Here is a 12907-nt window from a genome sequence, read left to right as displayed (position 1 = left end):
ACGATCGATCAATTTGCAGGGCGGGGGCGCGGCGACGAATGCTGATGCGCGATCCGCGCCGTCGTACCCGATCCGATCATGACGAAGCTGTAGCGGGCGGGCACCGTGAAGGGCTGTCCGTCGCCACGTGTTCCGCTGAATTCATAGTAACCACTCATCACCACCGCGCCGGCACCAGCTTCCGCTACGACGGGATCGCCGACCGGCTTCACCTGGTTCTTCGCGCGCAATGCCGGCGTGAAGTATGCTTTCAACGCCTCGGTGCCGATGGCGAGATTCGGACTGGTCGTGCCGTGCACGCTGGCATCGGATGCGTAGATCGCCAGAAGACCGTCGAGATCGCCCGCATTGAACAGGCTCGTCCACTGGGCGAAGAGATCCAAAGCATCGTCTTTCGGGGCAGCCTTGACCGGTTGGACGAGCAGAGTTGTTACGGCCGCGCATCCTATCAACAAGGCCGGGCCCTTCATGACGAAACTCCTTTGGCTGGTGCGAGGCGATCCGCAAGCAATAATCCCTCCAATGGGGCGATGCGAGATCAAATCATGCTCCAAGGCTTCCCGTCCGGCACCTGCTTGGCTAGAAGCGCGTCATCACCGCCGCCCCAAGCCGCCCCGGAGCCTCTCATGACCGCGATCATCGATATCATCGGCCGCCAGATCCTCGATTCCCGCGGCAATCCGACCGTCGAGGTCGATGTCGTGCTGGAAGACGGCTCGATGGGTCGCGCTGCCGTGCCGTCAGGCGCCTCGACCGGAGCGCATGAGGCCGTCGAGCTGCGCGACGGCGACAAGAGCCGCTATCTCGGCAAGGGTGTGCTGAAGGCGGTCGAGGCGGTCAACTTCGCGATCGCCGAGGCGCTGGTCGCGATGGATGCCGAGGACCAGGTTGCGATCGACGAGGCGATGATCGAACTCGACGGCACCGAGAACAAGAGCAAGCTCGGCGCCAATGCGATCCTCGGCGTCTCGCTCGCCGTAGCCAAGGCCGCAGCCGAAAGCGCCGGCCTGCCGCTCTACCGCTATGTCGGCGGCACCTCGGCCCGTGTCCTGCCCGTGCCGATGATGAACATCGTCAATGGCGGCGCCCATGCCGACAATCCGATCGACTTCCAGGAGTTCATGATCATGCCGATCGGCGCGCCCTCCTTCTCGGAGGGGCTGCGGATGGGCTCGGAGATCTTCCACACGCTGAAGAAGAAGCTCCACGACGCCGGCCACAACACCAATGTCGGTGACGAGGGCGGCTTCGCGCCGAACATCAAGTCGGCGGAAGCGGCGCTCGACTTCGTCATGCAGGCGATCGAGGCGGCCGGCTACAAGCCCGGCGAGGACATTGCGCTGGCGCTGGATTGCGCCGCGACCGAGTTCTTCAAGGACGGCTCCTATGTCTACGAGGGCGAGCGCAAGACGCGCGATCCCAAGGCGCAGGCGAAGTATCTCGCCAAGCTCGTCGGCAATTATCCGATCGTCTCGATCGAAGACGGCATGTCGGAGGACGACTGGGAGGGCTGGAAGGCGCTGACCGATCTCGTCGGCTCGAAGTGCCAGCTGGTCGGCGACGACCTCTTCGTCACCAACGTCACGCGGCTGTCACGCGGCATCAAGGAGCGGACGGGCAACTCGATCCTGGTCAAGGTCAATCAGATCGGCACGCTGACCGAGACGCTGGCCGCCGTCGAGATGGCCCAGCGCGCCGGCTATACCGCCGTGATGTCGCACCGCTCTGGCGAAACCGAGGATTCGACGATCGCCGACCTCGCGGTCGCGACCAATTGCGGGCAGATCAAGACCGGCTCGCTCGCCCGCTCGGACCGCACGGCCAAGTACAACCAGCTCCTGCGTATCGAGGAAGAGCTCGGCGCGCAGGCGGTCTATGCCGGCCGGGCGGCGCTTAAGGCACTCGCCTGATCAGCACCTAAAGGCGCGGCAGAAGGCCGGACGCCTGCGACAGTGTCCAGATTCCGGCCGCGCCGACGGTTCCGACCGCGCTCGACATGACGCTCCCAACCCGGGCGAGCGTCGATGGCGTCGCGTCGCCGGATGGCGATGCCGGCGCGGATGCCTGGGAAACGGTTGCGACCTGTCCATCCGGAGCCATCAGGCGCGCCGGCCTGATCGGCATCGGCGCTGATTCGGCGGTTTTCGATCGTTCGAGGGGTGCGATGGGTTTCCGCTGCGGCGCGGCCAGCGCCACGACCGGGTGAGTCTCGGTGCTCCGGGCGCGGGCTGACACAGGCTCTTCGAAGACGACCTGCGGCCAGCCGGTACTCATCGGCATGGCGAGGCTTGCCGGCGTCAGCAGAACCGAGGCCATTCGAACATCGACGTTCGAGGCGGCATCGCGATGACGAATGCCGATCTTGCCGTCGGGGGCGACCGGCGAGACCCAGCCGCCGGGCTCTTCCTGTTGCATAACGGTCTTCGCTTTTGCCGCCTCCCCGGACTGGAACAGCTCGGGCGCGGCCAGAAAGGCGGCGGCGACCGCCGAGGCTGCGATCGAGATGGCGACCTGCCCGCCGAACTCGCGAGCGAGCAGAGCCGAAGTCGAGGCGATTGAGCGTCGTGGCATCGATGGTGATCCTGTTGCCGGTGTAGAAGCGCTGAATCGCCGGGCGCGAGAAAGGCCGAACCGAGGAGCAATTGCGGTCGAATGTCTCCGCTTGTTTCTGCTGCAATGCGAGACGGCGCGCAGGCGTCATGCATGCGTGCCGCTAACGGACATGCTTCGTTCGGCGCTATGCCTAGGCCCATGCATCAGATCGTGCCTCTTTCGAGCGCCGCAACGGCGCGTGCGCGCCGCCGGACACGGCTCGCTATCGCGGGAATGCTGCTGACCGTCCTGATCTTCGGCTCCAATTTCGTGGTCAGCCGCTATGCGGTTCTTAACGGCCTGACCCAATACGATCTGCTCGCCCTGCGCTTTGCGACTGCGGGCCTGCTGCTTTTGCCGATCTTCCTGAAGCCCGGTCTCGCAGCTTGCGGCGGCGTCGGCTGGAAGCGCGGCCTCCTGCTGGCACTGACCAGCGGGTTTCCAATGACCTATCTGATGCTGACCGGCCTCACCATGGCGCCGGCAGCGCACGGCGCGACGATCGGACCCGGCACGGTCACGCTGATCGGCATCATCGGCAGCGTCGTGCTGTTCGGTGCGGTGCTCTCGCGCATGCTCGTCCTGGGGATCGTGGGCGTGCTGGCGGGTCTTGCATGCCTGGGCATCGCCGGCAGTACCGGCGCCACGAGCGGCACCCTGCGGGGCGATCTGTGCTTTCTCGGCGTCGGCCTGCTCTGGGGCTTCTACCCCCTGATGATCCAGCTCTGGAAGGTCGAGGGTCTCAAGGCCGCCGCGATCGTCTCCGTGCTGTCGATGGCCTATCTGCCGTTCTACGCCGTGTTCTTTTTCCGGGGTTTCGACATCGCGCCATGGTGGGTGCTGGGCGCGCATGCACTTTATCAGGGCGTCGTGAACGTCATCGTCGGCCTGTGGATCTGGGGCTGGGCCTCGCATGTGCTGGGCGCCGCCGTTGTCGGACGTTTCCCGCCGCTGATCCCGGTGACGGGAACGCTGCTCGCTATCCCGGTGCTCGGCGAAATTCCCGGCCCGTTGCAGGTGACCGGCTTCGCCCTGATCATCGGCGGTCTTTTCGTCGCCTCATGGCGCCGCCCGGCGCGAGCGTCGGGCGTTGAGCATCAAGGCAAGGTTCCAGCCGACGCAGATGCAAAGCCCGACCGCCAGGGCAGCCCATGAGCCGAGCGCCCCGGCGCTCAGGTGGACGCTTGCGAGCGCCAGCCCGAAGCCGATCAGGCCGAGCGCCGAATTCGCGATGACCGCGGCCACGGCCGGTCCGCCGATACGTGGCTGAAGCATCGCGATCATGCTCGATAAAACCACGGGAAAGGCCGCGAGCATGCCGGACCACGTCGGGCCGACATGGCTGCTCACGGTGGTGACGGTGCCCGCCAGCACCGCGACGCCTGCCGCTCGCAGCGGGATCGCATACCACGGCCGCCCGGCAGCACTGCTGGGTTGCGCCGCCAGGTAGGGCCTGAACAGGATATGCAGGCCCACGAAGCCCAATACTGTGGCGCAAAGCACGACGAGGAAGGACGGCTCGACGAGGCGCAGGCCAATGGCGAGCGCGAACCAGGCCGCCATGGCTCCGGAAAGGCTGGCGAGCGTCGCGAAGCGCTGCGCCATCAGCACATAGACCAGCGACAGGCCCGTATTGGCGAGATTGGCCTGCATGCTGCCGAGCGCGCCTGCGGCGAGGAAGGCCGGATCGTGCTCGAGCGCCAGGAAAACATAGACGGGACCGGCCGAGATCGGCAGCGTCGCAATCATCGCCGCGACGACCGGGCCGGACCGTTCGGCCAGAAGCGAGCAGCCCACGACAACGGCAGCGGCGACCGCCATCTTGGCGACCAGCATGCCGATCCAGGGATCGATCACGCCGGCTCGCCGTCGTTTTCGCTAGCTGTCTCGCCCCTTGCCCAGCCCGCCTTGGTCTCGGCGACGAAATCGGCGAGACGACCGGCCGCGATCGCGGCACGAAGGCCCGCCATCAGATCCTGATAATAGGCGAGGTTGACCCAGGTCAGCAGCATCTTGCCGAGCATCTCCTCGGATTTGACCAGATGATGCAGATAGGCGCGCGCATAGGCGTTGGCCGCAGGACAAGACGATTGGGGGTCGATCGGCCGCGGGTCTTCGGCATGTTTGGCGTTCTTCAGGTTCATCCTGCCGAAGCGCGTGAAGATCTGGCCGTGGCGCCCTGCCCGCGTCGGCATCACGCAGTCGAACATGTCGATTCCGCGCAGGACCGCCTCGACGAGATCGTCAGGCGTGCCGACGCCCATGAGATAGCGGGGCTTTTCGGCCGGCAGATGCGGCTCGACCGTCTCGATCATCGCCAGCATCACGTCCTGCGGCTCGCCGACAGCGAGCCCGCCGATGGCATAGCCCTTGAGGTCCATGGCGACGAGTTCCTTCGCGCTCTCGATGCGCAGGCGCGGCACCGCCCCACCCTGGACGATGCCGAAGAGCGCCCTGCCCGCCGGGTTGCCGAAGGCCGCCTTGCACCGCTCCGCCCAACGCAGCGACAGCCGCATCGCCTTCTCGGCCACGGCATCCTCGCAGGGCAGCGAGACGCATTCGTCGAGCTGCATGACGATGTCGGAGCCTAGCAGGTTCTGGATCTCGACCGAGCGTTCGGGGCTCAGCATGTGCTTCGAGCCGTCGATATGGGATTGGAAGGTGACGCCCTCCTCGGTGAGCTTGCGAAGATTCGCCAGCGACATCACCTGGAAGCCGCCCGAATCGGTCAGGATCGGGTGCGGCCAATTCATGAATTCATGGAGGCCACCAAGCCGCGCGATGCGTTCGGCTCCCGGCCGCAGCATCAGGTGATAGGTATTGCCGAGCACGACGTCGGCGCCGAGCGCCTTGACCTGCTCGGGATACATCCCCTTCACGGTCGCGGCCGTGCCGACCGGCATGAAGGCCGGCGTGCGGATGACGCCACGCGGCATCCGAATTTCGCCGGTGCGGGCGGCGCCGTCCCGGCCAAGCAGATGGAAGCTGAATTCGGTCGTCATGGGGGTGGGAGGTAGCGCAGGGAGGCTTCCGGCGAAAGGGCGGGCGCGAGGTTCTCACATGCGGAAGCTGCACGCCTCCCGCGGCGACCAATGCGCCGGATGCCGTCACGGCACCGTCATCACAGGCTCCTAGCAACAGTGTCTGCTGCACGCCCGGCGTCCGGCCTGCCCCGTTTTGCGAGGAGTTCGCGATGAAGCCTCTGGTCCTTCTTGCTTTCGCTGGTGCGCTGCTCGCGTCCTCAGTCTCACCGGGCCAAACGGAGCCCCTGACCGGGGCTGGCTCGACCTTCGCCTTTCCGGTCATCGGCAAATGGGCGCAGAACTACAGAATCGCCAAGTCCGACGGGGCCGAGATGGTCCCGCTCGACATCGGGGTCGATTACGAGCCGGTCGGCTCGCTTGGCGGCGAGGTCCGCGTGACCCAGCGCGCCACCGATTTCGGCACGAGCGACCGGCCGCTCTCGCCCGAGGAACTGACCCGGACGGCCCTCGTCCAGTTCCCGATCGTGATGGGCGGTATCGTTCCCGTCGTGAACATCGACGGCATCAGTCCCGGCCAGATCAGGTTCACCGGAGCGCTGCTCGCCGATATCTATCTCGGCAAGGTCAAGCGCTGGTCGGACCCCGCGGTCGCCGCCGTCAATCCCGATCTCAAGTTGCCCGACGCCGCGATCAACGTGATCTACCGATCGGACGGCTCGGGCACGACGTTCAATTGGACCGACTATCTCAGCAAGGCCAGCCCCGAATGGCGCGACCGGATCGGCGCCAACACGCAGGTGGCCTGGCCGACCGGCGTCGGAGCAGAACGTACGCAGGGCGTTGCAGGTGCCATAGGGCGGATCAAGAATTCGATCGGATACATCGAGCTTGGCCAAGTGCTGCGCGCTTCGCTGGCCTATGGGCTGGTGCAGAACAAGTCCGGCAATTTCATCAAGGCCGACGCCGCGAGCCTGCAAGCCGCCGCCGCCAGCGCCGAATGGGCCTCGACCAAGGATTTCGCGTTGATGCTGACCGACGCGCCCGGCGCCCAGGCCTACCCGATCGTCGCGACCACCTTCGCGTTGGTGCCGAAGCCGCTGACGCCGCGCACCCGCGAGGTTCTGAACTTCTTCCGACTCTCGCTCGAGACAGGCGGCGCCGATGCAACGGCCCTCGGCTATGTGCCTTTGCCGGATGCTCTGGTGAAGCAGGTCAAGGACTACTGGGCGGCAAACCTCAAGCCCGCGAGCTGAGCGCCGCTTCGTAGATCTCCGGCTTGAAGCCAATGAGGGTACGGCCGCCGAGATCGAGTACCGGGCGCTTGATCATCGAGGGCTGCGCCAGCATCAGCGCGACAGCCTTCGCCGCGTCTAGCTCTTGTTTGTCCGCGTCCGACAAGGCACGGAAGGTGGTGCCGGCGCGGTTCAGCACCGTCTCCCAGCCATGCTCGGCGATCCAGCGCTCCAGCGAGGCGCGGTCGATGCCGGCAGCCTTGTAGTCGTGGAAGGCATGGGTGATCCCGTGCGTGTCCAGCCAGGCACGCGCCTTCTTCATCGTATCGCAGTTCTTGATGCCGTAGATCGTGATGCTCATGTGGATTATCCCGGGGCGGTCAGCATCGGTCGAGACCGGCTGCGAGTGGAATGACAAGGTACCGCTGGCGATTCAACATCCACCCGATTTCGCAGCGCGTCGATGCCCGGCGGTTGTCTTCACGAACGCCTCAAGCCGCGTGCTTCACCGATCCCTCGACGACGACGTAGGGCTGGTCGCCTTCCAGCACCTCGACGCGGGCGCGCACGCCGTAGACATCGGCGAGCAGCGCGGGCGTCACGATCTCGCGCGGCGGCCCCAGGGCGACCATGCCCGCATGCGCGAGGACCATGACCTTGTCGGCGAAGCGCAAGGCCTGGTTGATGTCGTGTAGCGAGATCAGGACCAACATGCCGCGCTCGCGCGCCAGCCGGCGGACGAGCGAGAGCACCTCGAACTGGCGATGCAGGTCGAGCGCGCTGGTCGGCTCGTCGAGCAGAAGGATGTCGGGCTCGCGCGCCAGTGTCTGGGCGATCGAGACGAGCTGGCGCTGCCCTCCCGACAGCTCGCCTAGCCCGCGGAAGGCGAGATCCTCGATCTCCAATTCGCGCAGCACCGCGTCGATCCGCTGCAGTTCCTCGTCGCTGACCGACCAAGAGCCGCCCTGCTTGAAGGCGAGCAGGATCGATTCGTAGACGGTGAGGACGGCGTTCACCGCCGTATCCTGCGGCAGATAGCAGGCGCTGGGCTTTGCGCGCCCCGCCACGATGCTCCTGCCGGAGATGACGATATCGCCGGCGCCCGCGACCAGCCCGGCGATACGCCGGAACAGGCTCGACTTTCCCGCCGCGTTCGCGCCGATGACGGCCACGACCTCGCCCCCCGTCAAGGCCGGCGCGTCGATGCCCTGCAGCACCATGCGGCGGCCATAGGCGACGCCGACACCCCTTAGCGTGAGGCTCACCATGCGCGTTTCCGGCTTGACATGATGAGGCTGAAGAAGAAGGGCACGCCGATCAGGGCGGTGACGACGCTGATCGGGAAGATCAGGCCCGGGATCAGCGATTTCGAGACCACCGAGGACGCAGAGAGGATCGCAGCTCCAGCCAGCGCCGAGGCCGGCAAGAAGAAGCGCTGATCCTCGCCGATGACCATGCGCGCAATGTGGGGGCCGACCAGCCCGATGAAGCCGATCGTTCCGACGAAAGAGACCGGCACGGCCGCCAGCAGGCTGACCAGCAGCATGATCTCGAGCCGCAGGCGCCTGACGTCGATGCCGAAGCTCGCCGCCTTGTCGTCGCCCAGGCGCAGCGTCGTCAACGCCCAGGCGCGGCGGAAGAAGAAGGGCAGGCTCAGGGCGAAAACGCCGGAGGTTATGGCGAGCTTGTGCCAACTCGCCTTCGTCAGCGAGCCCATCATCCAGAAGACGACGGCGCCCAGCGCCTGTTCGGAAGCGAAGAACTGCAGCAGCGCCAGCAGCGCGTTGAAGGTGAAGACCAATGCGATGCCGAGCAGGATCACCGTTTCGGTGGTGACGCCGCGCGACTGGCTAAGCATGTGGATGAGCAGGGCTGCGCCCATCGCCACGATGAAGGCGTTGATCGGCACGATATAGTCCGCCGCGATTGGCAGGAGCCCGACGCCGAAGACCAGCGCGAGCGCCGCCCCGAAGCTCGCCGCGGCCGAGATGCCGAGCGTGAAGGGGCTTGCAAGCGGGTTGTTCAGGATGGTCTGCATCTGCGCACCGGCGACCGCCAGCGACGCACCGGCGACGACGGCCATCAGCGCCACCGGCAGGCGAATATCCCAGATCACTACCCGCAACGCGGCCGGAACTCCGGCGGGATCGATGAGTGCCTGGAGCACCTGGCTCGCGCTGTAACGAGCCGGCCCGACCATCAGATCGACGACGAAGCTCGCGAGCAGCAGGCCAAACAGACCAACCAGAATCAAACGGCGGCGCAGCGTCAGCGCCCGATAGGCGAAGCGGGCCTGGATTTCCGGCTGGCGGATGACCGCAGTCACGTCCGGCCTCATTTACGCTCGACCGTGACCCAATATCCGGGCTCGTAGGGCAGCGGCAGGAAGCGCTCGTGCAGCGTCTTCAACGTGGCCGACGCATCGACGTCCTTGAACAGTTCCGGATGCAGCCAGGCCGCTATCGCCTGGATCGCCACGAACTGGTAGGGGCTGTTGTAGAACTGGTGCCAGATCGCATGGACGCGACCGTTCTTCACGGCCTGTGTCTGGGCGAAAGCCGGGCGCTGGGCGAGCGCTGCAAGCTTGCGTCGTGCCTCGACCAGATCGGTGCCGGGGCCAAGGCCGACCCAGGCGCCGCCAGGCACATAGGCGCCCCAGTTTCCACCAGTCACGATGACGACTTCGGGATTGGCCGCGACGACCGTCTCGGCGTTGACCGTGCCGAAGGTGCCGGGGATGAGGTCGACGGCCAGGTTCCGGCCGCCGGCTATCTCGACCATCTTGCCGAAATTCTCGTTGCCGAACGACATGCAGCAATCGTCCGTGAAGCCGGCCGCACGCTCGATCATCACAACAGGCTTCTTCAGGTTTACCGCCTTGGCCAGACGATCCGTGACCTTGGCGATCTCGGCGGCGCGGAAGGCGATGAAATCCTCGGCGATCGCCTCCTTCCCGAAAAGCTTGCCGATCACCCGCATCGACGGCTCGGTATTCTGGAAAGGCTTTTCGCGGAAATCGACATAGACGACAGGGATGCCAACCTGGGCGAGTTTCTCGACCAGGCTCGCCTCGTCGCTGGCGACCCTGGCTTCGACATTCAGGAACAGCACGTCGGGCTTCAGCGCGATCGCCTGCTCGATATCGAAGGCGCCCTCCTTCATGCCGCCGAAGGCCGGGAGCTTCGCGATCTCGGGATAGCGCGCGAGATAGGCCTTGTAGCTGTCGGGATCGGCCTTGGAGAGGTCGTCGCGCCAGCCGACGACGCGCTTGAAGGGAGCGTCCTTGTCGAGCGCGGCGACGAAGTACATCTGCCGCCCCTCGCCGAGAATAACGTGCCGGACCGGCGCCTCGACTTCGACCTTGCGGCCGAGCACGTCGGTGACCGAGACCTTCTCGGCATGGGCCGCCAGGGATGCGACGAGCATGGATATGGCAAGAGCCGCCCCGCAAAAGACTTCGCGCAAAGCAATCATGAGGTGAGCCTTCCAGATGAACTGGCTGGCTCCTATGACCGTCTCAGTAGGCGTGCAAGTTTTATGTTCTATAATTACTCTAAACAAAAACACGGGCTTGCTTAACGTCGGACGACGCCGCTTCGACGAGGACCAGTTTCACCTACTTGCTTCCGTCGGCACTTCGTGGTTTCCACGCGAACGGAAGTTACAGGACCTATGCGAGCCATGACGACGCTGCACCATAATCTCAGCCTGAAGGACGAGATTCGCGACTACTGGTCGATGCGGTCCGAGACCTTCGACAGCCAGCCGGGCCACGAAATCTTCTCGGACGACGAGCGCCGGGCCTGGCTCGCCCTGTTCGGTCGGCATCTCGGTGATGCCAGGGCCGGCCGGGCGCTCGATCTCGCCAGCGGAACCGGCGTCATCTCCCTGCTGCTGGCGGAACTCGGCTACAGCGTGACGGGGCTCGACCTCTCGGAGGCGATGCTGGCCCGGGCCCGGGCCAAGACGGCCGGCAAACCGATCAAGCTCTATGCCGGCGATGCCGAGGATACGCTGGAAGCCGGCGAGAGCTACGATGTGGTGGTGACGCGCCATCTGGTCTGGACGCTCCCGGACCCGGCGGCGGCTTTGCGCGAATGGTTTCGCGTGCTCAAGCCGGGCGGCCGCGTCGCGATCGTCGATGTCGATATGACCAATCCGCGCCCGGGCAACGGCAAAGCCCTGCGGCTGCTGGCGAGGCTGGCGAAGCGCCTGTCAAATGCGCCGCCACCGGCTGGCCACGCGGCCATACATGACGACATCGTTTCCCGCGTCTATTTCTCGAAGGGCTGCCGGCCGGAGGCTATCGCACAACTGCTCGCGAAGGCCGGCTTCGTCGACATCGCCATCGATCGCAACCTCCATGCGATCCACCGCGCGCAGGGCCGCTTCATGCCGCTGCACCAGCGGCTGGAACGTGCGAGCCAGGACCGTTTTCTGGTCTCGGCGCGCAAGCCCGGCTGAGACGCCCGATCAGCCGAGTCGGCTTATCGCCCGCTCGCTATTCCCACTCGATCGTGCCGGGCGGCTTGCTCGTCACGTCGTAGACCACGCGGTTGATGCCCTTGACCTCGTTGATGATGCGGGTCGCGGTACGGCCGAGGAAGGCCATGTCGTAGGGATAGAAATCGGCCGTCATGCCATCGACCGACGTCACGGCGCGCAGCGCGCAGACATGGTCGTAGGTGCGATAATCGCCCATCACGCCGACCGTTTTGACCGGCAGCAGCACGGCGAAGGCCTGCCAGATCACGTCGTAGAGGCCGGCCTTGCGGATTTCGTCGAGATAGATCGCGTCGGCCTTGCGCAGGATGTCGAGCTTTTCTTTCGTGATCTCGCCTGGGCAGCGGATCGCGAGGCCCGGCCCCGGAAAGGGATGGCGGCCCACAAAAGCCTCAGGCAGGCCGAGTTCGCGGCCGAGCACGCGAACCTCGTCCTTGAACAATTCGCGCAGCGGCTCGACGAGCTTCATCTTCATGCGCTCGGGCAGGCCGCCGACATTGTGGTGGGACTTGATCGTGACGGAGGGGCCGCCGCTGAAGGAGACGCTTTCGATCACGTCGGGATAGAGCGTGCCCTGGGCCAGGAAATCCGCACCACCGATCTTGTGGGCCTCGGCGTCGAAGACCTCGATGAAGAGGCGGCCGATGGTCTTGCGCTTGGCTTCCGGATCGGCGCCGCATTTGGCAAGCTCCGAGAGGAAGAGCTCTTCCGCTTCGACATGCACGAGCGGGATATTGTAGTGGTCGCGGAACAGGCGCACCACCTCTTCCGCCTCGTTCATCCGCATCAGGCCGTGATCGACGAAGACGCAGGTGAGCTGATCACCGATCGCCTCATGGATCAGCACCGCCGCCACAGCCGAATCGACGCCGCCGGAAAGCCCACAAATGACGCGGCCCTTGCCGACCTGCGCCTGGATCTTGGCGATGGTCTCGGCTCGATAGGCCGACATGCTCCAGTCGGGCACACAGCCGCAGATGGTCACGACGAAATTGCGCAGGAGTTTTGCGCCATCGGGCGTATGCACCACCTCGGGGTGGAACATGGTCGAGTAGAAGCGCCGTGCCTCGTCGCTCGCCACCGCATAGGGCGCGTTCTCGGAGGTCGCCTTGACCGAGAAGCCCGCCGGCAGCTGCGTGACACGGTCGCCATGGCTCATCCAGACGGGGTAGCGGCCGCCCTCCTCCCAGATGCCTTCAAACAGCGCCGAGGGCGTAACGATCTCGACATCGGCGCGGCCGAACTCGGCCGCATGGCCGCTCTCGACCGTGCCGCCGAGCTGCTGCGCCATGGTCTGCTGTCCGTAGCAGATGCCGAGCAGCGGAACATCGGCGGAGAAGACCGCCTCCGGCGCGCGCGGCGAGTTCTCGTCGGGGACCGAGGCAGGCCCTCCGGAGAAGATCACGCCCTTCGGCTTCAGCCGCTGGAAGGCCTCGGAGGCCGACTGGAACGGCGCGATCTCGCAATAGACGCCGATCTCGCGGACGCGCCGCGCGATCAGCTGCGTCACCTGGCTGCCGAAGTCGATGATGAGGATGGAGTCGTGGATTTTTTCGCTCGTCATCGCGCTCGGTTAATGGATCGCAGGCGAGCGTG

General features: G+C 65.6%; 13 protein-coding genes. 4 read left to right on the top strand and 9 right to left on the bottom strand.

The window, feature by feature from the left end; translation table 11 throughout:
* Positions 1–8: 8 nt before the first annotated feature.
* The gene (locus tag AXW83_RS05920) at positions 9–470 is read right to left on the bottom strand and encodes a nuclear transport factor 2 family protein (protein ID WP_082766971.1); all 462 of its coding nucleotides are present in this window, start codon (positions 468–470) and stop codon (positions 9–11) included.
* Positions 471–626: 156 nt separating this feature from the next.
* On the opposite strand from AXW83_RS05920, the gene eno reads away from it, so the two are divergent.
* Positions 627–1910: a phosphopyruvate hydratase gene (eno, locus tag AXW83_RS05915; protein ID WP_066611458.1), complete on the top strand. Its 1284-nt coding sequence runs from the start codon at positions 627–629 to the stop codon at positions 1908–1910.
* A gap of 7 nt (positions 1911–1917) precedes the next feature.
* Here eno and AXW83_RS05910 read toward each other — a convergent pair whose 3' ends face one another.
* Complete coding sequence (locus AXW83_RS05910) at positions 1918–2571, bottom strand: hypothetical protein (RefSeq protein WP_066611456.1); 654 nt, start codon at positions 2569–2571, stop codon at positions 1918–1920.
* 192 nt (positions 2572–2763) lie between these two features.
* Here AXW83_RS05910 and AXW83_RS05905 point away from each other — a divergent pair, with 192 nt between their 5' ends.
* Positions 2764–3747, top strand: coding sequence for a DMT family transporter (locus AXW83_RS05905; RefSeq protein ID WP_168166066.1), 984 nt, complete (start codon positions 2764–2766; stop codon positions 3745–3747).
* Here AXW83_RS05905 and AXW83_RS05900 read toward each other — a convergent pair.
* On the bottom strand, positions 3652–4449 hold the full coding sequence (locus tag AXW83_RS05900) for a hypothetical protein (protein ID WP_236841831.1): 798 nt from the start codon (positions 4447–4449) through the stop codon (positions 3652–3654). The genes AXW83_RS05905 and AXW83_RS05900 overlap by 96 nt on opposite strands.
* Positions 4446–5594: a tRNA guanosine(34) transglycosylase Tgt gene (gene tgt / locus AXW83_RS05895; protein WP_066611452.1), complete on the bottom strand. Its 1149-nt coding sequence runs from the start codon at positions 5592–5594 to the stop codon at positions 4446–4448. Before tgt ends, AXW83_RS05900 begins: the two co-directional genes overlap by 4 nt.
* A gap of 191 nt (positions 5595–5785) precedes the next feature.
* On the opposite strand from tgt, the gene pstS reads away from it, so the two are divergent.
* Complete coding sequence (gene pstS, locus AXW83_RS05890) at positions 5786–6829, top strand: phosphate ABC transporter substrate-binding protein PstS (RefSeq protein ID WP_066611450.1); 1044 nt, start codon at positions 5786–5788, stop codon at positions 6827–6829.
* Here the strand turns inward: pstS and AXW83_RS05885 are convergent.
* The 4 genes from AXW83_RS05885 to AXW83_RS05870 form a co-directional block, all read right to left on the bottom strand.
* Positions 6813–7169 (bottom strand): ArsC family reductase, encoded by a 357-nt coding sequence (locus tag AXW83_RS05885; protein WP_066611448.1) that lies wholly within the window; start codon positions 7167–7169, stop codon positions 6813–6815. The genes pstS and AXW83_RS05885 overlap by 17 nt on opposite strands.
* Positions 7170–7299: 130 nt before the next feature.
* Positions 7300–8076, bottom strand: coding sequence for an ABC transporter ATP-binding protein (locus AXW83_RS05880; protein ID WP_066611446.1), 777 nt, complete (start codon positions 8074–8076; stop codon positions 7300–7302).
* Complete coding sequence (locus tag AXW83_RS05875; protein ID WP_066611444.1) at positions 8070–9146, bottom strand: FecCD family ABC transporter permease; 1077 nt, start codon at positions 9144–9146, stop codon at positions 8070–8072. Before AXW83_RS05875 ends, AXW83_RS05880 begins: the two co-directional genes overlap by 7 nt.
* A complete protein-coding gene (locus tag AXW83_RS05870; RefSeq protein ID WP_442855227.1) occupies positions 9143–10234 on the bottom strand; it encodes an ABC transporter substrate-binding protein in 1092 nt (363 codons plus the stop codon). The genes AXW83_RS05875 and AXW83_RS05870 overlap by 4 nt, the downstream gene beginning before the upstream one ends.
* Positions 10235–10489: 255 nt before the next feature.
* Between AXW83_RS05870 and AXW83_RS05865 the strand changes: the two genes are divergently transcribed.
* Complete coding sequence (locus tag AXW83_RS05865; protein ID WP_066611438.1) at positions 10490–11272, top strand: class I SAM-dependent methyltransferase; 783 nt, start codon at positions 10490–10492, stop codon at positions 11270–11272.
* 37 nt (positions 11273–11309) lie between these two features.
* Here the strand turns inward: AXW83_RS05865 and guaA are convergent, their stop codons facing one another.
* Positions 11310–12875 (bottom strand): glutamine-hydrolyzing GMP synthase, encoded by a 1566-nt coding sequence (gene guaA, locus AXW83_RS05860; RefSeq protein ID WP_066611436.1) that lies wholly within the window; start codon positions 12873–12875, stop codon positions 11310–11312.
* Positions 12876–12907 lie beyond the last annotated feature (32 nt).

Origin of the sequence: Bosea sp. PAMC 26642 (genome assembly GCF_001562255.1) — a bacterium.
Lineage (GTDB): Bacteria > Pseudomonadota > Alphaproteobacteria > Rhizobiales > Beijerinckiaceae > Allobosea.
This window is presented reverse-complemented; position numbering and strand designations above follow the sequence as displayed.